Source organism: Klebsiella quasipneumoniae subsp. quasipneumoniae, from assembly GCF_020525925.1.
Lineage (GTDB): Bacteria > Pseudomonadota > Gammaproteobacteria > Enterobacterales > Enterobacteriaceae > Klebsiella > Klebsiella quasipneumoniae.
Genome location: NZ_CP084876.1, coordinates 751015 through 771023, shown reverse-complemented (window position 1 = coordinate 771023; position 20009 = coordinate 751015). Strand labels below are relative to the sequence as shown.

Genomic DNA, 20009 nt, shown 5'->3' with positions numbered 1-20009 from the left:
GCAATCATGGCACCTTTCCCTGGCAGGCGCAAGATGAAAACCGTATGCACTTATATCACGGATACACAAGCTTTCACGGCGGGTTAACGTCATAATCAGTCGGTTATCAGGGATATTTAACAGGAGTCAGCGTGGTTACAGGACCTTTTATTAATGCCAGCGCGGTGCTGGTCGGCGGCGTGTTAGGCGCCCTACTCAGCCAGCGGTTGCCGGAACGGATCCGCACATCCATGACCTCAATTTTTGGCCTGGCGTCATTAGGCATCGGTATTTTACTGGTGATTAAATGCGCCAATCTGCCGGTGATGGTGCTGTCGACCCTGGTGGGAACGCTGCTCGGCGAAATATGCAATATGGAAAAAGGCATAAATACGCTGGTCAGTCAGCTTCAGCAGTTGCTGTCATCGAAGGGTAAGAAAAAGGCCTCAGCTCATGACTCCTATATTCAGAGCTATGTGGCGATTATCGTCCTGTTCTGCGCCAGCGGCACCGGCGTCTTCGGCGCCATGCGCGAAGGAATGACCGGCGACGCCAGCATTCTGATTGCCAAAGCGTTTCTTGATTTTTTCACCGCCACCATTTTCGCCTGCACCCTGGGCATTGCCGTCGCCGCCATCAGCGTGCCGATGCTGCTTATCCAGCTGACCCTCGCGGCCTGCGCGGCGATCATTATGCCGCTCACCACGCCGATGATGCTGGCGGATTTCAGCGCCGTCGGCGGTATGCTGCTGGTGGCCACCGGGCTGCGCATCTGCGGAATAAAAATGTTTGCCGTGGTGAATATGCTGCCTGCGCTGGTGCTGGCGATGCCGATTTCAGCGGCCTGGACGCTGTTTTTTGCCTGAAGACGCGTGCTTTTAGCGCAATGTGGTGATAGATTGTTCAGTCTGCTGCAAAACAGATAAATTTCGTTGACGAGGCGCGGCGATTACGGTTTAATGCGCCCCGTTGCCCGGATAGCTCAGTCGGTAGAGCAGGGGATTGAAAATCCCCGTGTCCTTGGTTCGATTCCGAGTCCGGGCACCACTATTTAAAGAACCCAGCCTATGGCTGGGTTTTTGCTTTTCTGCATCCGGACTCTTCATCGAACTGCGTTCGATTATTCGCCGCCCAGCGGCTCACCCCTTCGGGGCCAGCGCGACACGCGCGCTGTTCAACGCCTGCGGCGTTAGTCCGAGTCCGGGCACCACTATTTAAAGAACCTGCCCAATCTTGTGAACCTGCTGTGTATCAACAGAAATTTTGAATACATCCATTGGTATGCCTCATGACGAGTATCCCAACGCAGTATGGTTAGCAATAAGACACCACCGGTCCGCGCCGATTTCAGGTACATGGCCGTGTTCCTCAGCCACCTTCAAACATGAGAGTAGCGTGTCAAGGGAAACGGCGAAATGATCACGACCATTATCAAGCACATAAACTGTACAACTGTCATCATCAGTATGCATAAGCATTACAGCAGGAATGTTTTAACCGCCATATGCATTTTAATCACCGAACTGGCACGCCATGGATAGAGTAAATTAATTCACCAAATTAGCAGGGAGATTTATGAGGACCGAACGGTGCTCCCTGTCGCCAGCTACTACCCTAAGCACGGCTTCTCCAAGGCATCTTCCAACCTCTTCATGATCTACAGTAAAAAGACAGGTTGAAGACATTATCCGCGAAGAAAAATCACTGCTCGCAGTGGCACACATCATGGACTGGTCATCAAGGCTACCCACATTAAGCGATCGCAGATAATGGCTAGCCCCCATCAATAAAAAGTCATTGATGAAAATGATAAAGTCCGGCTTTATTTCTTGCAGCATGAATTGCTGCACAGCTTTCTCCCCGGACAATTCATCGACTGTTCCAAAGAAAACTAATCCTTTACCCGGTGTTAGTCCACATTCGCGCATTTCATGTAAACAGCCATCCAGAAACTGTTGGCCGTGCATACTATCAGGACCCAGCGTGGCAATAGCGATACGCTTCGCGCCCTGACATAGAGCAAAACGAACGCACTGACGCCCCATATCTTCATGATAAAAATCGACCCAGTTGAACAGCCCGTTCATTGCTCGACTCTGCCCCATTGTAACAAACGGGAACTGGAGGTCATTTAGTAGCAGAATACGTTCATCGACGATTCGCGTATCAGTGAGAATTACGGCATCTGCGCGGTTTTGTTCAACAATCTTACGTAACAACTGATGTTCACCTTGCCGATCGGTAGTGACATGAATAACAGGATCAATACCACTGTCTTTAAGGCTGGCCTGAAGACCTCTGGCAATACGCATAAAGAACGAAGCAGTATGCACGTTACCATCCTTCGCTACAGGTAGAAGCAAGGCGACAACGCCCACTTTACCACTCCTTAAATGCCGGGCAGAAGCATTGGGCCTGTAACCTAGCGTTTCTGCTGCCTTAAGCACCTTCTCACGAGTATGACTACTTATATCGCTTTTATTGTTTAACGCTTTCGAGACCGTGGCTGTTGATAGGTTTAGATACTCTGCCAATTCTTTAATATTCATTTTTCGTTATGGATTAAATGGCTTCCTGTAAGGATATTATTGCTACTTTAAACCTTTATTTTCCTTGTGACAATATAAAAACCCTTACCCCATCATTTCATTGTGCGACATCGATCACATACAGAATAAAAAGCCTATTGCGTAACTTATTTTAAAGATCAAGAATGAAAAATACGAAATCGATTAAGTATTATTTTTTAAAAAATATTTCACATAACAATCTGGATAAGGGTACTTTCTCATGCAATTAGATAGAGTCATGCCTGCCTCTGTATCAAGAGGTAAAAAAAGGCCACAAATAATCTGGATATGTCTTCTGGCAGCACTTGCAGGTTTACTATTTGGGTTAGATATCGGTGTCATCTCAGGCGCATTACCCCTTATCGCCAAAGAATACAATCTTATCGATAGTCAGCAGGAATGGATTGTCAGTTCAATGATGGTAGGTGCTGCTGCAGCCACATTGTGCAGCGGCGTTCTGGCATATCGTCTGGGCCGCAAATATGCGTTACTGATTGCCGCAGCCTCCTTTAGCCTGGGAGCAATATTTTGCACGTTTGCTACTAACGTCGAGATGTTGATTATTGGTCGGCTTATTCTCGGTGTCGGACTCGGCGTCGCTTCCTACGCCACACCGCTTTATCTCTCTGAAATTACGCCCAAGAGTATTCGGGGAGCAATGATTTCTGCCTATCAGTTGATGATTGCCCTGGGAATTTTAATCGTATTCCTCACCAATACTGCTTTCAGCTATAGCGGCAACTGGCGAGGAATGCTGCTCGTCGTGGCAATACCTTCCCTGATTTTTCTGTTTGGCGCATTGTTTTTGCCTCGCAGCCCACGCTGGCTCATGATGCATGGTCGGGAAGAAGCAGCTTATGAAGTGCTCATGCGATTACGCAGTAGTCATGCAGAGGTAGAAAGTGAATTACGGGAAATAAAAGAACAACTCAGGATAAAGCAACAGGGATGGCATTTATTCCTGGAAAACAAAAATTTTCGCCGCACTGTTGGTTTAGGCATTGTTTTGCAAATCATGCAACAATTCTCTGGCGTCAACGTTATGATGTATTACGCCCCACGTATTTTCCATGAAATAGGTTTTACTTCCACATCAGACCAAATGTGGGGCACTGTCATCGTAGGTGTTGTTATGACCATTGCGACATTTATTGCCGTTGGTTTCGTGGACAGATGGGGTCGCAAGCCCATGCTGTATATAGGTTTTCTTACCATGAGTCTCGCAATGGGGGTGGTCGGGGCACTACTCGGTGGCGAAGTATTATCCGTGCCAGGAAAAATTGTCACTGTTGCCATGCTGCTGATATTTATCGTTGGTTTTTCAATGTCCGCCGGTCCGCTCATCTGGCTGTTGTGTTCTGAAATTCAACCACTTAAAGGGCGTGAGTTTGGTATCACCTGCTCGACTTTTACCTGCCATATAGCCGGAATGATTGTCAGTGCGACGTTCCTGTCACTTCTGAACTCATTAGGAAGCGCTCACACATTTTATTTATATGCGTTACTGAACGTCGTAGCCATTGTTATTATTAATCGCTTCGTTCCTGAAACGAAAAACATATCTCTGGAACAGATTGAACAGAATCTGATGGCTGGTAATAAATTACGCAATATTGGACGATGATAGACAGAGGTATCGCACATGGGTTTTTTAGAGTTTAAAGAAGAAGGTTTTTATATTTCCTTTTCGCTGAATGAAGAAGGAGTTATCTATATTGACCAATTTTCCACTACGGAGCATGGTGAGTCACACGGTGAGTTTCCATTGATTCAGGTTCATGCCAGCGGATATAATCAAAATGATCATCATGCACGTAAACATACTGGCTGCGAACCAGGGTCATCTTTACGCTATAAGACGCACCGGTGTTACGATAATGACCTTGGAAAGAAACTTGAAGTCGCGCTAACCGGGGACGTCATATCTGCATATTGGCATCTCCAGCATTTTCAACACCTGAAAACAGCCAGAATATGGTGTGAAATTCATAATCACAGCCAGGAGTCTATTGGGCTTGAATATGTCAGTTCCCTGACACTGTTTGCCATTAGTAGCCTTCCGTGGGAAAAGAACAGCGTTCTTCATCTTCCACATAATAACTGGTATGGCGAAGCGCAATGGAAGAGGGCGACACTTCCTGAGCTTGGGCTTGATAAGGTAAACCGCTTCTCTTTGGATAGATTTTCCATAGAAAATACCGGGACCTGGTCAAGCATCGGCTACCTGCCTTGCGCTGCTTTTGAAGATTTAGCCGCAGGTACCACTTTGTTATGGCAGATTGAGCATAATGGCTCATGGCAGTGGGAGATTGGCGACTTCCGTGAGCATCTTTACTTACAAATCAGCGGTCCTACTGAAAACGAAAATCACTGGTGGAAACAGCTCATGCCTGGTGAAACGTTCACCTCTGTCCCGGTAGCCGTATCGCTGGTTCAGGGTGGACTGCAAGAAGCGCTACAGGAAATCACCCGTTACCGCCGCCGGATCCTCCGGCCTTCTCAGGATAATATTGTTTTACCGGTCATTTTTAATGATTATATGAACTGTCTCTTTGGTGATCCTACGACAGAAAAACTGTTGCCGCTCATCGATATTGCAGCAGTTGCAGGTTGCGAATACTTCTGTATCGACTGCGGCTGGTATTCAGACGGTGAATGGTGGGATGGTGTCGGAGAATGGCAACCTTCAGTTACGCGCTTTCCACGCGGGATAAGAGAGCCCATCGATTATATTGCTGCAAAAGGCATGAAACCAGGCCTGTGGCTGGAGCTTGAGGTCATAGGTATTACGTGCACTCTGGCACAGAAACTTCCTGATGAATGCTTTTTCCAGCGCCATGGTAAACGAGTTATTGACCATCAGCGTTATCAGCTTGATTTCCGCCATCCCCTGGTTCAGGAACACGCCGATCGGGTTATTGCCCGGTTGGTTGATGAATACGGTATTAGTTATATTAAAATGGATTACAACATTAATGCCGGTAGTGGTACCGACTATCAGGCCGACAGCACAGGTGACGGACTGTTGCAGCATAACCGCGCCTACCTTTCCTGGCTGATTAAAACAATGAATCGTTATCCACACCTGGTGATAGAAAACTGCGGAAGCGGTGGACTCAGGATGGATTATGCTTTGCTGCAACATCACAGCATCCAGTCTGTTACCGATCAAACAGACTATCGTTTAATGGCTGTTATCGCATCGTCTGCTGCTTCTGCTGTTACGCCGGAACAGGCTGCTATCTGGTCTTATCCGCTGCGTGAGGGTGACCGGGAAGAAGTAGTGATGAATATGATTAATTCGATGTTATTACGCATACACCAAAGTGGCCATCTTGCGGAGCTTAGCGAGGAACGCTTTTTACTGGTTAAAGAAGGTATCGCACTATATAAAACCTTCCGCGAAAAGATCCCCCACATGACACCTTTCTGGCCGTTGGGAATGCCATCAATGTCATCGCCATGGCTTGCCTTCGGGCTTTACGATGATAATGATATATGGCTTGCGGTTTGGCGAATGGACAGCACTGAAGATACTATTTCACTCCCTCTCCCCATTCCTGAAGCAGAATACTTAAAAGTGAATTACGCTTACCCTCATTTTGATAAAAGTGAATACGCTTCCATTCGGGAAAATAACAGAATGGAAATAACACTTCATAAAAAGTTCATGGCGAGGCTATTACACTGCCACCATTAAAAAACCACAGAAAAAATTAACATAAGAAATATATTCTTTTGTGACTTACATGTCACAAAAGAATGTTACCACTGCCACAACCCTTAATTAAAAGCTGTCAATTACTTTTATCTTAATCTTACATCTTATCTTTAAGAGGTTAAAATGAATTTCCTAAAAAAAACGTTCTACATTGCAGCATTGTTTTGTATGGCATTCTCCATTCCGGCATTGAGTGCCGGCCCCTGGATCGAAGCGCGTGATGGATACGAAACAGCCTATAATCGTCATGAACTAGCCTTTCGGGGAGGATATGATTTCAATAATGGTGCAGGTGTCATGTTAACCAATGCCTATAATTTAGAGGCATATGAACAACTCAAACATAGCTGGAATGAACTTGAAGGTTGGTATCCATTTTTATCTCTTTCTGAATTGACAATTTATGTTGGTGCTATTGTCAATGAAAATACAGAGGGTTCAGGTGGGGCAGGATATTTTGACTTCAGATATACAGTTGCCCCTTCTCTAAGCTTTACGCTACGAACTCGTTATAATTATCGTAATTATGATTCTGTAAATTACCTTGGGAAAAAAGATTCCGATAATAACATGGAAACTCATATAGGAATGAATTATGTAATTAACAATGAATGGAATTATTACCTGGAGCCTGCTTATTATAGTCATTTTAATGACTTTCATGCCAGCAATGATAAAAACTATCACTGGGAAGTTGATAATGTTTTTACATACACGGGGTTCAAGCATGCACAGCCATATTTTTCGGCAGCCTATATGGATCGCGTAACGGCGAAGCATGACGATAACTATCGAATTCGAATTGGTTTACGCTATAATTTCTGAACGAAAACATCCTGAATTTCCTCTACGAGGAATTCAGGATACCGTGACTACCACTGTTCAATATGATCGGTTGTGTGGTGAATCGTACTTCACACATGGTCTACCACCCCGTATCCTCTGTATCTTTAAGCTCCGTCTCCCATAGAATCTTTTCGCAAATACATTGCCAGATATAATATAACACGCTGATTAAAATCGTCTTTTTGTCGCCAAAAGCGGCTAAAAACGCCCTTTTCTGGCAATCGATCCGCCCAGGCGGCTACCCTGCTTTCCCTCCGGATGGCTGAATAGCATCTTATATTCCATTTTGCGCTAAATGACAGAGAAATATTCTTTAAATAACCGATTTCACAGACCTACCATGCAAAAATATCTTAAACGAGTGGGTAAATGGTTATGTCACTGTTTCATTCCGTGAGCGACCTGATCGGTCATACTCCCCTGCTCCAGTTGCACAAACTGGATACCGGCCCCTGCAGTCTGTTTTTAAAACTGGAAAATCAGAATCCGGGCGGCTCAATTAAAGATCGGGTTGCGCTGTCGATGATTAACGAAGCCGAGCGCCAGGGCAAACTGGCGCCCGGCGGGACAATTATCGAAGCCACCGCCGGCAATACCGGCCTCGGCCTGGCGCTAATTGCGGCGCAGAAAAATTACCGCCTGATCCTGGTGGTGCCGGACAAAATGAGCCGCGAGAAAATCTTTCACCTGCGGGCGCTGGGCGCGACGGTGCTGCTCACCCGCTCCGACGTCAATAAAGGCCACCCGGCCTATTACCAGGATTATGCCCGCCGCCTTGCCGATGAAACGCCGGGGGCTTTTTACATCGACCAGTTTAACAACGACGCTAATCCGCTGGCGCACGCTACCTCCACCGCGCCAGAACTTTTCCAGCAGCTGGAGGGCGACATAGACGCCATCGTCGTCGGCGTTGGCTCCGGCGGCACGCTGGGCGGGCTTCAGGCCTGGTTTGCAGAACATTCGCCGAAAACGGAATTTATCCTCGCCGATCCGGCGGGCTCGATCCTTGCCGATCAGGTTGATACCGGACGCTACGGCGAAACGGGATCCTGGCTGGTCGAAGGGATTGGAGAAGATTTCATCCCGCCGCTGGCCAGGCTGGAAGGGGTGCATACCGCCTATCGCGTCAGCGACCGCGAAGCGTTCCTCACCGCGCGCCAGCTGCTGCAGGTCGAGGGGGTGCTGGCCGGCTCCTCCACCGGTACCCTGCTCAGCGCCGCGCTGCGCTACTGCCGGGCGCAAAGCCGTCCGAAGCGGGTAGTGACCTTCGCCTGCGACAGCGGCAATAAATACCTGTCAAAAATGTTCAACGACGACTGGATGCGCCAGCAGGGGCTGATCGCCCGCCCCGAACAGGGCGATCTCAGTGATTTTATCGCCCTGCGCCATGACGAAGGCGCCACCGTCACGGCCGCGCCGGACGACACCCTGGCCGCAGTATTTACCCGCATGCGGCTGTATGACATCTCCCAGCTGCCGGTGCTGGAGGATGGCCGCGTGGTCGGCATCGTCGATGAGTGGGATTTGATCCGCCACGTAAGGGGCGATCGCCAACGCTTCTCTCTGCCGGTCAGCGAAGCGATGAGCCGCCATGTTGAAACTCTCGATAAGCGTGCGCCAGAGAGCGAACTGCAGGCCATTCTCGATCGCGGTCTGGTGGCGGTGATCGCTGACAACGCGCGTTTTCTTGGCCTGGTCACCCGCAGCGATGTACTGACCGCCTGGCGTAACCGAGTCGCACAATAAGGAATTTTTTATGTCATCCATCCACACCCTGAGCGTACATAGCGGAACCTTCACCGACAGCCACGGCGCAGTGATGCCGCCGATTTACGCCACCTCCACTTTTGCTCAGCCGGCGCCGGGGCAGCATACCGGCTATGAATATTCCCGTAGCGGGAACCCTACCCGCCACGCGCTGGAGACGGCGATCGCCGACCTGGAAAACGGCACGCGCGGCTACGCGTTCGCCTCCGGGCTGGCCGCTATCTCCACCGTGCTGGAGCTGCTGGATAAGGACAGCCACCTGGTGGCGGTCGATGATGTGTATGGCGGTACTTATCGCCTGCTGGAAAACGTTCGCCGCCGTAGCGCTGGTCTGCAGGTGAGCTGGGTGAAACCCGACGACCTGGCGGGGATTGAAGCGGCGATCCGCCCCGATACGCGCATGATCTGGGTGGAGACGCCCACCAACCCGCTGCTGAAGCTGGCGGATCTCAGCGCCATCGCCGCTATCGCGCGCCGCCATAACCTGATCAGCGTCGCCGATAACACTTTCGCCTCGCCGGCGATCCATCGCCCGCTGGAGCATGGGTTTGATATTGTGGTCCACTCCGCGACCAAGTACCTCAACGGCCATTCCGATGTCGTCGCCGGCCTGGCGGTGGTTGGCGATAACGCTGAGCTCGCGGAGAAGCTTGGCTACCTGCAGAATGCGGTAGGCGGTGTACTCGACCCGTTCAGCAGCTTCCTGACGCTACGCGGCATCCGCACCCTGGCGCTGCGGATGGAGCGCCACAGTGCGAACGCGCTGCAGCTCGCCGAATGGCTGGAACAGCAGCCGGAGGTGGAGCGAGTCTGGTTCCCCTGGCTGGCCTCGCACCCGCACCATCAGCTGGCGCGCCAGCAAATGGCCCTGCCCGGCGGCATGATTTCCGTCGTGGTGAAGGGCGATGACGGTTACGCCGAACGCATTATCAGCAAGTTGCGCTGGTTCACCCTTGCGGAGAGTCTGGGCGGCGTGGAGAGCCTGGTGAGCCAGCCCTTCAGCATGACCCATGCCTCGATCCCGCTGGAGAAGCGCCTGGCGAACGGCATCACGCCGCAGCTGATCCGCCTGTCGGTCGGGATCGAAGATCCTCACGATCTGATTGCCGACTGGCAGCAGGCGCTACGGGAGGAGTAATTATTCCGACGCGCGGGTCGTCGCCAGCGCGTCGGCCATTCCCTCCTGAAGGTGGGCGATAAACTGCGTCAGCTTCGGCAGGGGCCGGCGATCCTGGCGCCAGAGCAGATGCACGGGCCTCGGCTGTGGGGTCCACGCCTCCAGCACCCGCATCAGGCTGCCGCTGGCCAGCGCATCGGCCAGCAGCACCTCCGGCTGCATCAGCAGCCCGGCCCCGGCGATCGCCGCCTGGCGCAGCGCATAGCCATCGTTGCAGCGCAAAACCGCATCGCGCTTCCAGCGCACTTCCCCCTCCATGCCCGGCAGCCGCCACTCGTTGCGGGCGGTCCAGACCGTATGGGACAGGCAGAGATGATCGGCGAGATCTTCCGGCGTCCCTGGCGTTCCGTAACGCGCCAGATAAGCCGGCGCGGCGCAGATCACCATCCGATAGGGCGCCAGATAGCGGGCCACCAGATCCTCCTGATGGATCTCGCCAATGCGGATCGCCAGATCGAAACCTTCATCCACCAGATCGACCATCCGGTTGGTCAGATCCAGTTCCACCCGGACCGCTGGCCAGGCCTGCAGAAAGGTGGCGGTCAGGGGGGCGATCACGCTGGCGCCGAACGAGGTGGGCGCGCTCACCCGCAGGGTGCCGGCGGGCGCCAGCCGCAGCCGCTCAACGGCGCTTTCGGCGATGGAGACCTGCTCCATCACCCGTTTCGCTTCGTCAAAATAGACCCGCCCGGCGTCGGTGAGGCTCTGGCGTCGGGTGTTACGCTCCAGCAGACGCGTCGCCAGCTGGGCTTCCAGATGGGCGATGTATTTCCCGACCATTACCGCCGACAGCCCCAGGCGCGACGCCGCCCCGGTAAAGCTGCCGCACTCCACCACGGCAATAAACGTCTCCATCCCTCGCAGCTTATCCATATTGCTAACCTCTGGTTAGTAATGTTCTAACTTTTAGCCAGTTTATCCGATATCCATTTTATTAAAGAATAGGCTTTCACCTCACCAGGAGTCAGCCATGAAAATTATCGTTATCGGTGCCAGCGGCACCATTGGTCGCGCGGTCAGCGAAGAACTGGGCCAGAGACATGACGTTATCCGCGTCGGCCGCACCCGGGGGGATTATCAGGTGGATATTACCTCCCAGGGGAGCGTCGAGGCGCTGTTTGCGCAGACCGGCGAAGTAGACGCCATCGTCTCCACCACCGGCAATCTGCACTTTGGGCCGTTAAGCACCATGACCGATAGCCAGTTCAACCTCGGTCTGCAGGACAAGCTGCTGGGGCAAATTCGCCTGGCGCTGATAGGCCAGCATTTCCTGCGCGACGGCGGGTCGATTACTCTGGTCAGCGGCATTGTCGTGCAGGAGCCGATTGCTCAGGGCGTCAATGCCACGACGGTTAACGCCGGTCTGGAAGGCTTTGTGCGCGCCGCCGCCTGCGAACTACCGCGCGGGATCCGCATTAATCTCATCAGTCCCACCGTGCTCAGCGAGTCGCTGGCGGCCTACGGCGACTTTTTCCCGGGCTTTGCCAGCGTCCCCGCCGCCGCCGTGGCGCAGGCCTATCGCCGCAGCATTGAAGGGGTGCAGACCGGCCGCATCTACCCGGTCGGCTACTAGCCCGTGCCGGCCCGCCGGGGCCGGCGCTTACATCCTGACGTCGTTGCAGGTACACTGACGGCTGATTGTCTCCGGCCGAAAAACTGATGTTGAAAAAATTACCCTTTATTATCCCGCTGCTGGCGCTTACCGCGCTGCTGGTCTGGTGGTTCACCCCCCATTACACCGAGGAAGACGAAGCTTACTACCGGGCGGTATTTTGCGTGATCGATCATGACGACAGCCGCCAGTTCCTCGACGATATGCAAAACATCGTCGAGGGGGGGAATTCTGACTACGCGCTGCATAAAGCGCATTACCTGCCGGCGCTGGGGCAGCGGATGCTGGACACCTGGCATCAGCTCAGCCCGCAGGAACAGCAGACGCTGCGTCAGGACCGGCAGCGCTGCGGCGAGATATTACGGGCAAAACAGCAGGGTGAATAATCCCGGCGGGCTGGCGAAACAGCAGCCCGTCCCAGCGTCCGATAAGATCCCGCTGTTGATGAGCCGATCGCTGTCACAAAATCCTCCTCTATCGCCGAGCCACGGGATGTCGTTTTTTTCTGCGGTCGCATACGATAAAAAGTAGTTGATCTGGTACGAACTAACTCTTATTTTGCTTCTCAGTTTTCAAAATGAGATAAAACTGATGCCTGTCATTATTGCCAGTAGTGTTAAAGAAGCCAAAGCGTTAATTAACGGTGGGGAATACAGGGAAATTATTCTTAACTTCGATATTGATGCCGATGACTTTTTCTCTCTCGCCAGCCATTCGGCTGGGACAAAAATCTCCATCTCCGACCGAAACGATCGCTCTCCGGTAAAATCAGCAAAATAATTAACCCGTGAGGGACATCTATGTGGTTGTTTATTGGTACCTTTGCGGTGGCTTTTCTCGCAGCGCTGATGTTGGTCTGGCTGGATGATCGCATCGCCGATACGGAGTGACCCCAGCGCTGAACGCTAGCGTCACCCCCTCTCGCTACTGAGGCGAAGAGGGTGCGCCGCCGCTAAGCGGCACACTGCAGGGTCGTTACAGGGAGGCCGCCAGCCGCTCAACGGCGGTCAGCAGCCCCGCTTCCGACACCGTGGAGTAGGAAAGGCGCAGGGTACGGGTATCCGGATTATCGTGATAGAACGCTTCCCCCGGGACGTACACAACGCCGTTTTCCAGCGTTTTCTTCATCCATGCCATGGTATCGAACGGATAGCGGAAACGCGCCCACAGGAACATCCCACCCTGTGGGCGGCTGAATTCCAGATGCTCGCCAAGGCGACTCTCCAGCGCGTCGGCCAGCGCCACGCACTTCTTGCGATAGTCTTCGCGAATCAACGCAATCTGATTTTGCAGCCGGTTCAGGCTGAGGTATTCCGCGGTGATCACCTGCGACAGCATATTGGTATGCAGATCCGCCGCCTGCTTAACGATCACCGTCTGCTGCGCCAGCCAGTCCGGCATGACGATCCAGCCGATACGCATCCCCGGCGCGAGGATCTTTGAAAACGTCGAGGTGTAAACCACCTGATCTTCACAGCCCAGCTCAACGGCGTGCTGATAGAGCGGACGTCGCACGGCGTCAGTAAAGCTAATTTCACCGTAGGGATCGTCTTCCAGAATGACGAAGTCATATTTTTTCGCCAGCTCGACCAGCCGGCGACGACGCGCCTCGCTCAGCGTTTTACCGCCGGGGTTGCCGAACGTCGGCACCAGGTAGACGGCTTTGACGCGGGTGGTCTCCAGCAGGTCGGCCAGTTGCTCCACCAGCATCCCGTCATCATCGGTATCGACGCTGAGGATATTGGCCTGCGCCAGCTGAAACACCTGCAGCGCCGCCAGATAGGTGGGTCGCTCAACGACGATAGTATCGCCTGGATCGAGCAGCGTGCGGGCAACGATATCCAGCGATTGCTGGGAGCCGGAGGTGATATAGACCTGAGCGGCTGAACAGGTCACGCCACGGGCGTGGCAGATTTCACTCACCGCCTGACGCAGCGGCGGGTAGCCCTCGGTCAGACCGTACTGAAATGCGTCATGAAAACGCTCGCTCATCACCTTCTGCACCGCCAGCTCCAGGCCTTCGGTATCAAACAGTTCCGGGGCCGGAATGCCGCCACCAAGCGAGATCACGCCCGGCAGTTTACTGTGCTTGAGAAGTTCGCGGACGGCGGAGGGCTTGAGTTCACCCGCGCGGGCGGCGAGACGCCGATCGTGCATACTATTTTCCTTTTCTGTCTTGTTGTTGTGTTAATTATCTTGGCTTTATTGCAGGTGTTCCCCGGCGGCGCTTACCAGACCGGGCTATCCTGGCTCGTGTCTCTGCGCTCTCCCCGGACAGGGCGCGAGCCGCTATCCGGGGTCAGCACATCACGCTTTATCTTTCAATACGATCAGCGGCTCTATGTCGCTCTCTTTTTTCACCACCAGCGACGAATCGCCGCGCAGGCAGGTACCGCCGTAGTTACCGCCGACGGTAAAGGTGCACACCTGGATATACTTGCCATCCACTTTCGGCAGGCACCACAGCTGCTGGTAGATATTCTTACGATCGACAAACTGGCCGCTGGTCTGATCCAGAACCTCATCCTGCGGCCCGATCAGGTCGATATTGTTCCCGCAGCGTCCGGAAATGGGCTTCACGGCATAACCGGTTTTCGCCAGCTCGTCGTTAACCACAAAATCGGTATCCAGCAGATAGCGATGATGCGGGAACAGCGACCACAGCACCGGCAGGATCGCTTTGTTGCCCGGGATCACCGTCCACAGGGGTTCGAATACCAATACTTCAGGACGCAGCAGGACGTCAATCAGTCGCACCTCATTCTGCGGATGTCCGGTACGAATCGGCACCGCCGCGTACTCATCGGCGCTGACTTCGCGCACCTGCTCAATGGCGGTTTCCCATGCCCAGGTTTTCCAGACGCAGTTCACCAGCCGCCCGTCGGCGTCGATCAGCTGGCCGGCGGCATCCCAGCGCAGTTCATCGAGGCCAAAGAGAATTTTGCTCTCGAAACCGGCCTGGGTCAGCGAACGCTGGATAAACTTCGCGTGGTAATTCTCTTCCAGATCCTTGTCCTGCATGATGTGCACGAAAGGCCGCGCCCGGCTGTGTTTCCACGCCCCCGCCAGCTCATCGAGCAGACCTTCAGCCGGATTGTGACCCGTGCCGTAGTAGCCCTGCTTCAGCCACTGCTCGAGGATCAGCCCGCCTTCGGTATGGCAGGAGGCGGAGTCGGCATTGTACTCGTACACCTTCAGCCCGCGCTCGTCCATGCAAAAATCCATGCGCCCGGTGATCATATGATGACGCCGGCGCTGCCACGAGAGACGCAGACGCGGCCAGAGGATTTTCGGGATATCAAACAGCGCCAGCAGGTTATCATCCTTCATTACCTTATCGGTGGCGTGCAGATACATCAGGTGCAGCTCGTTGGTGGCTTTAATCAGCTCCTGTTCGGCGCTTTCGCTGATGGTGAAATACTGATAGGGATCCTGATTGATAAAATGGCCGTTGGCCGCCACGTAGGCTTTCTGCAGCGGATCTTTCTCGTTCAGCCATTTGCCGCGGAACTGGCCGTTGTTCGGCAGCCGCGCGCCCTTGATCGCCATCGCCTCGCCCGGCAGCACCGGCTGCGGCAGGCTGTGTTCGGTATCGTCGGTCTGGATCATCCAGCCTAAAATTTCGGTATCGGCAAAGGTATCTTTGATGGTGTACCGGCCGGCGTTGACCTCGAGGGTCAGCTCGCGGGTCCACTGCTGGCCCTGCGGCAGCGGCGAGTGAATGACGTTCTGCTCGGCGATACGCACCTTATTGCCGACAAGCTGGGTGATCACCGCGACGTGGCCGGTGTGCTTAAACTCGCCGCCCTTCTGCCAGATCAGCAGCGAACCGGCGATCGGCGGACGACGGGCGCCGTTGGCGAAGGCCTGCAGCGGGAGAATATTGTCATTGACCACTTCGCGCAGAAAGCGCAGGGAGAAGATTTCATAGGCCATCCCCACATCGGTAAAGACAAACCCGTAGGTCAGGAACAGAAAGCGGCGCGCAAATTCAACGCACTGCCATTTATGCCCCATATACTCATTGCCGATGTAGCTGCGAAACGTCGCGTCATCCGGATAGTCCTGCGGATTTAAGCTACTGTAATTCGATGAATAAATTGCCACGCCGCCGGGCGCGTAGCCTAACAATGTCCCAAACGGGGCGTCACTGCTTGTCGATCCTTTGCTCATTTAGCCTGACCTCAAATAAATGCAGCCCGGGCAGTTGGCGAAACAAAACTCCCTCTTCTTATCCTGCCGCAGGCACTTACCAGACAGAGGTGTAACGATGATACCACTCATTCGTTTCGCTAATCGTGCCGTTAAGGAAAATAACCCTGCAGCCGAAAGCAGAAGTGATATCGTTATCGGTGATATAACAAAAAAACAACGCAACATCAGGAGTCGACAATGAGCACACCCTCGCATCTGAATGCCCAACCGCTGGTCTGGGGACACGGCCCGCGGACGTTTGAGGTGTTCCTTGAGCCCACCTGCCCCTACTCTGTCCGCGCGTTTAATAAACTCGACGATCTGCTCGATGAGGTCGGCGCCGATAACGTAACCATCAAGATACGGCTGCAGTCGCAGCCGTGGCATCTGTTCTCCGGGGTGATTGTCCGCTGCATCCTCGCCGCGTCCACCCTGCCGCATGGCAGAGAGCAGGCGCATAAGGTGATGCAGGCCGTGGCAGACCATCGGGAAGAGTTTGAATTTACCGATCACTGCAGCGGGCCGAACATGAACGCCACGCCGCAGCAAATCATTGAACGCATTGAGCGCTACAGTCACGTCCTGCTGGGAGCCGCCTTTGCCCGCCCGGAGCTGCAGGACGTGATCAAGTGGCACAGCAAATATGCCCGCCAGAACGGCATCCATGTCTCGCCGACCTTTATGGTCAATGGTCTGGTGCAGCCGGATCTGGGCAGCGGCGATGATGTCAGCGTGTGGGCCGCGCGGATTATGGCCTGAGGTCACCTGCTACACTTTTTGTACATCCACGAAAAAGGCAAACCAGCATGTCAGAGCAAAACTACCAGCCACCAAAGGTGTGGGAATGGAAGCAAAACAGCGGCGGCGCGTTCGCCAACATCAACCGTCCCGTTTCCGGCGCGACTCATGAACGCGTCCTGCCGGTGGGAACCCATCCGCTCCAGCTATACTCACTTGGCACGCCCAACGGCCAGAAGGTGACGATCATGCTGGAGGAGCTGCTGGCGCTGGGCGTCAGCGGCGCGGAGTACGACGCCTGGCTGATACGCATTGGCGAAGGCGATCAGTTTTCCAGCGGCTTTGTCGGCATCAACCCGAACTCGAAGATCCCGGCGCTGAGCGATCACTCCACCACGCCGCCCACCCGAGTATTCGAATCCGGCAACATTCTTCTCTATCTGGCGGAAAAATTTGGCTTCTTCCTGCCGAAGGATCCCGCCGGCCGCACTGAAACCCTTAACTGGCTGTTCTGGCTGCAGGGCGCCGCGCCCTTCCTCGGCGGCGGCTTCGGCCACTTCTATAACTATGCGCCGGTGAAGATCGAGTACGCGATCGATCGCTTTACCATGGAAGCCAAACGCCAGCTCGACGTGCTGGACAAACAGCTCGCCCGCGGTCGCTATGTGGCCGGCGAGGAGTATACCATCGCCGATATGGCGGTCTGGCCATGGTATGGCAACGTGGTGCTGGGCAATGTCTATAACGCGGCGGAGTTCCTCGACGCCGGGAGCTACACCAACGTGCTGCGCTGGGCGCAGGATGTCGGCAACCGCCCCGCCGTCAAGCGCGGACGCATCGTTAACCGCACCAACGGCCCGCTCAATGAGCAGCTGCATGAGCGCCACGACGCCCGCGACTTTGACACCCAAACGGAAGATAAGCGCCAGGCGTAGCGCGCTGACCCACCGGAGGCGCCCGCCTCCGGTTGTTAGCTTTCCAGCCGATAGCCCGCCATAAAGTAGCGCATCGCGGTCGAGGAACCACTCTCTTTGAAGAAGTCCATCACCATATCTCTGTCAAGGCCATAGCGACGGGTCAGGATCCCCGCCTCCCACGCGCTGAGCTGGCGGTCGCCGGTTTTTTCAAACATGCGGTGCGAGTAACCAAGCACAAACCCGCGTTTATAGTCGGCGCAAAAATTCGCCGCATGCGCGGCGGTATCAGCATAGGATGCCTGTAGCCCCGCCATTAAGCCTTTGCCAAAATGATTTTCCATCAAGCTCTCCCAATCGTTATATAATAAATTATATAGCGTTTTTTTGAGCGAGCGGTAGCGCTATTTATGACGTTTGCGCTAGCGTAAATACTTATCAAACCATGCCAGCGTGCGTTGCCAGGCCAGGTCCGCCGCAGCCCGATCGTAGCGCGGCGTAGAATCATTATGAAAGCCGTGATTCACGCCCTGGTAGAGATAGGCCTCATAGACTTTATGGTGTTCCTTCAACGCCTGTTGATAGGCGGGCCAACCTTCATTAATGCCGCTATCGAGTCCGGCGTAATGCAGCAGCAGCGGCGCTTTAATTTTATCGACCTCCTTCAGCGGCGGCTGGCGGCCGTAAAACGGCACCGCGCAGGCTAGCTCCGGGATCGCCACCGCCGCCGCGTTGCTGACGCCGCCGCCGTAACAAAACCCGGTGATACCGACCTTCCCCGTCGCCTGCGGATGCTTCGCCATAAACGCGACCGCGGCAAAAAAGTCATTCATCAGCTTCACGGGATCGACTTTCTGCTGCAGCGCACGGCCTTCATCATCATTCCCCGGATAGCCGCCAACGGAGCTCAGGCCATCCGGCGCCAGCGCGATATACCCCGCTTTCGCCACCCGCCGGGCGACGTCTTCAATATAGGGATTCAGGCCGCGGTTCTCATGCACCACCACCACGGCGGGCGCTTTGTCGGCTATTTTCGTCGGCGTCACCAGGTAAGCCCGCACTTCGCCGTGGCCGTCAGGAGAGGGATAATGAATATACTCCGGGCGGATATCCGGGTCGGTGAACGGTACCTGCTCTGCCAGGGCATAGTCGGGCTTCAGCAGATTAAACAGCGCCAGCGCGGTCATCCCGCCGACGGTATATTTCCCCGCCAGCTGGAGAAACTCGCGTTTGCTGATTTTGCCGTGGGCATAGTAGTCATAATACTCGAGCAGCTGCTGCGGGAAATCTTTGGCCGTTAATCGCGTCATCACCCTGCCTCCGTTGTTAAGCGCCCTTTAAGCAAAGCAGAAGCCCGGACATACGCCAGCGCAGAACAGCAGAAACGGGGAGAAACAGCCCAGCGGCTAACGCCGCCGGGAGAGAAAGGATCAGTGTTTCACTTTGGTCAGACGATCGAGGTAGCCCATCACAAAGGCCGACAGCACAAAGGTCAGATGGATGATGACATACCACATCAGCTTATTGTCCGGGACGTTTTTCGCATCCATAAACACCCGCAGCAGGTGAATAGAGGAGATCGCCACGATGGAGGCGGCAACCTTATTTTTCAGCGACGTCGCGTCCATTTTGCCCAGCCAGCTGAGTTTTTCTTTACCCTCGTTAATATCCAGCTGCGAGACAAAATTTTCATACCCGGAGAACATCACCATCACCAGCAAACCGCCCACCAGGGTCATATCCACCAGCGACAGCAGGGTCAGAATCATATCCGACTCACTGACGCTAAAAATATGCGGCAGTATGTGGAAGATCTCCTGAAAAAATTTGATGGTCAGCGCAATCAGACCGAGCGAGAGGCCAAAATAAACCGGCGCCAGCAGCCAGCGCGAGGCGTACATAGCATTTTCCAGAAAGCGTTCCATAAGATCCTGTCAGTTAACAAAAAGAAGCGACATTATATCTCAGACAGATAACGTGATGGCAACGCCAGGCCAACACTTCGCTGGCAGAGGACAATAAAAAAGGCCGGCGCGCGGCCAGCCTTTTCAGGAAAAGCATCGGGTTATTTGGCTTTGACGGTCTCTTCGCCCACCAGCCCGATCTTGAGATAGCCCGCCTGATGCAGGGTATCCATCACTTTCATCATCGTCTCGTAATCGACGGTTTTATCCGCGCGGAAGAAGACGGTGGTATCTTTTTTGCCGGCGGTCAGGCTATCCAGGGCGTTAATCATATTCGCTTCGGTCACCGGGTCGTTGCCGAGGAACATGCTCTTATCCGCCTTCACCGACAGGTAGATAGGTTTTTCCGGTCGCGGTTGCGGCTGGCTGGAGGAGGCCGGCAGATTGACCTTCACGTCGACCGTCGCCAGCGGCGCGGCTACCATGAAGATAATCAGCAGAACCAGCATGACGTCGATAAACGGCGTCACGTTGATCTCATGCATTTCGCCGTTATCGTCCAGATTTTCATTAAGACGCATCGCCAT

General features: G+C 54.0%; 20 protein-coding genes and 1 tRNA gene. 12 read left to right on the top strand and 9 right to left on the bottom strand.

Annotated features, from left to right (window positions below):
• The first annotated feature begins 131 nt into the window (after positions 1–131).
• Together LGM20_RS03845 and LGM20_RS03840 are read left to right on the top strand one after the other, a co-directional pair.
• Positions 132–845, top strand: coding sequence for a DUF554 domain-containing protein (locus LGM20_RS03845; RefSeq protein ID WP_023291007.1), 714 nt, complete (start codon positions 132–134; stop codon positions 843–845).
• A 105-nt stretch (positions 846–950) separates the two neighbouring features.
• A tRNA-Phe gene (locus tag LGM20_RS03840) sits at positions 951–1026 on the top strand.
• Between the two features lie 500 nt (positions 1027–1526).
• On the opposite strand, the gene LGM20_RS03835 is transcribed toward LGM20_RS03840, so the two are convergent.
• On the bottom strand, positions 1527–2528 hold the full coding sequence (locus LGM20_RS03835; protein ID WP_044524709.1) for a LacI family DNA-binding transcriptional regulator: 1002 nt from the start codon (positions 2526–2528) through the stop codon (positions 1527–1529).
• Between the two features lie 259 nt (positions 2529–2787).
• On the opposite strand from LGM20_RS03835, the gene LGM20_RS03830 reads away from it, so the two are divergent.
• The 5 genes from LGM20_RS03830 (at position 2788) to LGM20_RS03810 (ending at position 10021) form a co-directional block, all read left to right on the top strand.
• Positions 2788–4173: a sugar porter family MFS transporter gene (locus LGM20_RS03830; RefSeq protein WP_032454077.1), complete on the top strand. Its 1386-nt coding sequence runs from the start codon at positions 2788–2790 to the stop codon at positions 4171–4173.
• An 18-nt stretch (positions 4174–4191) separates the two neighbouring features.
• Positions 4192–6249, top strand: coding sequence for a glycoside hydrolase family 36 protein (locus LGM20_RS03825; RefSeq protein ID WP_077255384.1), 2058 nt, complete (start codon positions 4192–4194; stop codon positions 6247–6249).
• 144 nt (positions 6250–6393) lie between these two features.
• Positions 6394–7095 carry an oligogalacturonate-specific porin KdgM family protein gene (locus LGM20_RS03820; RefSeq protein WP_077255385.1) on the top strand — a complete coding sequence of 234 codons (702 nt, stop codon included), beginning with the start codon at positions 6394–6396 and terminating at the stop codon, positions 7093–7095.
• 390 nt (positions 7096–7485) lie between these two features.
• Complete coding sequence (locus tag LGM20_RS03815) at positions 7486–8862, top strand: pyridoxal-phosphate dependent enzyme (RefSeq protein ID WP_075206860.1); 1377 nt, start codon at positions 7486–7488, stop codon at positions 8860–8862.
• 10 nt (positions 8863–8872) lie between these two features.
• Positions 8873–10021 (top strand): trans-sulfuration enzyme family protein, encoded by a 1149-nt coding sequence (locus LGM20_RS03810; RefSeq protein WP_044524710.1) that lies wholly within the window; start codon positions 8873–8875, stop codon positions 10019–10021.
• Here the strand turns inward: LGM20_RS03810 and LGM20_RS03805 are convergent, their stop codons facing one another.
• Positions 10022–10933 (bottom strand): LysR family transcriptional regulator, encoded by a 912-nt coding sequence (locus LGM20_RS03805; protein WP_044524712.1) that lies wholly within the window; start codon positions 10931–10933, stop codon positions 10022–10024.
• A 97-nt stretch (positions 10934–11030) separates the two neighbouring features.
• Between LGM20_RS03805 and LGM20_RS03800 the strand changes: the two genes are divergently transcribed.
• The 3 genes from LGM20_RS03800 (at position 11031) to LGM20_RS03790 (ending at position 12452) form a co-directional block, all read left to right on the top strand.
• On the top strand, positions 11031–11633 hold the full coding sequence (locus LGM20_RS03800) for a short chain dehydrogenase (protein WP_044524713.1): 603 nt from the start codon (positions 11031–11033) through the stop codon (positions 11631–11633).
• 86 nt (positions 11634–11719) lie between these two features.
• Complete coding sequence (locus LGM20_RS03795; protein WP_023291012.1) at positions 11720–12058, top strand: hypothetical protein; 339 nt, start codon at positions 11720–11722, stop codon at positions 12056–12058.
• A 205-nt stretch (positions 12059–12263) separates the two neighbouring features.
• On the top strand, positions 12264–12452 hold the full coding sequence (locus LGM20_RS03790; RefSeq protein ID WP_004205204.1) for a hypothetical protein: 189 nt from the start codon (positions 12264–12266) through the stop codon (positions 12450–12452).
• Positions 12453–12647: 195 nt separating this feature from the next.
• On the opposite strand, the gene LGM20_RS03785 is transcribed toward LGM20_RS03790, so the two are convergent.
• From LGM20_RS03785 to LGM20_RS03775, 3 genes are all read right to left on the bottom strand, one after another.
• Positions 12648–13829, bottom strand: a complete 1182-nt coding sequence (locus LGM20_RS03785; RefSeq protein ID WP_023291014.1) for an aminotransferase-like domain-containing protein — start codon at positions 13827–13829, stop codon at positions 12648–12650.
• Positions 13830–13979: 150 nt separating this feature from the next.
• The gene (gss, locus tag LGM20_RS03780; RefSeq protein WP_044524715.1) at positions 13980–15845 is read right to left on the bottom strand and encodes a bifunctional glutathionylspermidine amidase/synthase; all 1866 of its coding nucleotides are present in this window, start codon (positions 15843–15845) and stop codon (positions 13980–13982) included.
• A gap of 76 nt (positions 15846–15921) precedes the next feature.
• Entirely contained in the window at positions 15922–16044 is a 123-nt protein-coding gene (locus tag LGM20_RS03775) for a hypothetical protein (RefSeq protein ID WP_032454061.1), read from the bottom strand.
• A 20-nt stretch (positions 16045–16064) separates the two neighbouring features.
• Between LGM20_RS03775 and LGM20_RS03770 the strand changes: the two genes are divergently transcribed.
• Together LGM20_RS03770 and yghU are read left to right on the top strand one after the other, a co-directional pair.
• Positions 16065–16625, top strand: coding sequence for a DsbA family protein (locus LGM20_RS03770; RefSeq protein ID WP_004150918.1), 561 nt, complete (start codon positions 16065–16067; stop codon positions 16623–16625).
• A 47-nt stretch (positions 16626–16672) separates the two neighbouring features.
• A complete protein-coding gene (yghU, locus tag LGM20_RS03765) occupies positions 16673–17539 on the top strand; it encodes a glutathione-dependent disulfide-bond oxidoreductase (RefSeq protein ID WP_044524717.1) in 867 nt (288 codons plus the stop codon).
• A gap of 35 nt (positions 17540–17574) precedes the next feature.
• Here yghU and LGM20_RS03760 read toward each other — a convergent pair whose 3' ends face one another.
• The 4 genes from LGM20_RS03760 to exbD form a co-directional block, all read right to left on the bottom strand.
• A complete protein-coding gene (locus tag LGM20_RS03760; RefSeq protein ID WP_004205207.1) occupies positions 17575–17862 on the bottom strand; it encodes a DUF2623 family protein in 288 nt (95 codons plus the stop codon).
• Between the two features lie 78 nt (positions 17863–17940).
• Positions 17941–18828: a YghX family hydrolase gene (gene yghX, locus LGM20_RS03755; RefSeq protein WP_044524719.1), complete on the bottom strand. Its 888-nt coding sequence runs from the start codon at positions 18826–18828 to the stop codon at positions 17941–17943.
• A 120-nt stretch (positions 18829–18948) separates the two neighbouring features.
• On the bottom strand, positions 18949–19443 hold the full coding sequence (locus tag LGM20_RS03750) for a TIGR00645 family protein (RefSeq protein ID WP_004105804.1): 495 nt from the start codon (positions 19441–19443) through the stop codon (positions 18949–18951).
• Positions 19444–19583: 140 nt separating this feature from the next.
• Positions 19584–20009, bottom strand: coding sequence for a TonB system transport protein ExbD (gene exbD / locus LGM20_RS03745; RefSeq protein ID WP_002916785.1), 426 nt, complete (start codon positions 20007–20009; stop codon positions 19584–19586).

What these genes read in the sequence shown, in the direction of transcription:
- LGM20_RS03835 (WP_044524709.1), bottom strand. Translation starts at nt 2,528, where the DNA reads ATGAATATTAAAGAATTGGCAGAGTATCTAAACCTATCAACAGCCACG.
- LGM20_RS03830 (WP_032454077.1), top strand. Translation starts at nt 2,788, where the DNA reads ATGCCTGCCTCTGTATCAAGAGGTAAAAAAAGGCCACAAATAATCTGG.
- LGM20_RS03825 (WP_077255384.1), top strand. Translation starts at nt 4,192, where the DNA reads ATGGGTTTTTTAGAGTTTAAAGAAGAAGGTTTTTATATTTCCTTTTCG.
- LGM20_RS03820 (WP_077255385.1), top strand. Translation starts at nt 6,394, where the DNA reads ATGAATTTCCTAAAAAAAACGTTCTACATTGCAGCATTGTTTTGTATG.
- LGM20_RS03815 (WP_075206860.1), top strand. Translation starts at nt 7,486, where the DNA reads ATGGTTATGTCACTGTTTCATTCCGTGAGCGACCTGATCGGTCATACT.
- LGM20_RS03810 (WP_044524710.1), top strand. Translation starts at nt 8,873, where the DNA reads ATGTCATCCATCCACACCCTGAGCGTACATAGCGGAACCTTCACCGAC.
- LGM20_RS03805 (WP_044524712.1), bottom strand. Translation starts at nt 10,933, where the DNA reads ATGGATAAGCTGCGAGGGATGGAGACGTTTATTGCCGTGGTGGAGTGC.
- LGM20_RS03800 (WP_044524713.1), top strand. Translation starts at nt 11,031, where the DNA reads ATGAAAATTATCGTTATCGGTGCCAGCGGCACCATTGGTCGCGCGGTC.
- LGM20_RS03795 (WP_023291012.1), top strand. Translation starts at nt 11,720, where the DNA reads ATGTTGAAAAAATTACCCTTTATTATCCCGCTGCTGGCGCTTACCGCG.
- LGM20_RS03790 (WP_004205204.1), top strand. Translation starts at nt 12,264, where the DNA reads ATGCCTGTCATTATTGCCAGTAGTGTTAAAGAAGCCAAAGCGTTAATT.
- LGM20_RS03785 (WP_023291014.1), bottom strand. Translation starts at nt 13,829, where the DNA reads ATGCACGATCGGCGTCTCGCCGCCCGCGCGGGTGAACTCAAGCCCTCC.
- gss (WP_044524715.1), bottom strand. Translation starts at nt 15,845, where the DNA reads ATGAGCAAAGGATCGACAAGCAGTGACGCCCCGTTTGGGACATTGTTA.
- LGM20_RS03770 (WP_004150918.1), top strand. Translation starts at nt 16,065, where the DNA reads ATGAGCACACCCTCGCATCTGAATGCCCAACCGCTGGTCTGGGGACAC.
- yghU (WP_044524717.1), top strand. Translation starts at nt 16,673, where the DNA reads ATGTCAGAGCAAAACTACCAGCCACCAAAGGTGTGGGAATGGAAGCAA.
- LGM20_RS03760 (WP_004205207.1), bottom strand. Translation starts at nt 17,862, where the DNA reads ATGGAAAATCATTTTGGCAAAGGCTTAATGGCGGGGCTACAGGCATCC.
- yghX (WP_044524719.1), bottom strand. Translation starts at nt 18,828, where the DNA reads ATGACGCGATTAACGGCCAAAGATTTCCCGCAGCAGCTGCTCGAGTAT.
- LGM20_RS03750 (WP_004105804.1), bottom strand. Translation starts at nt 19,443, where the DNA reads ATGGAACGCTTTCTGGAAAATGCTATGTACGCCTCGCGCTGGCTGCTG.
- exbD (WP_002916785.1), bottom strand. Translation starts at nt 20,009, where the DNA reads ATGGCGATGCGTCTTAATGAAAATCTGGACGATAACGGCGAAATGCAT.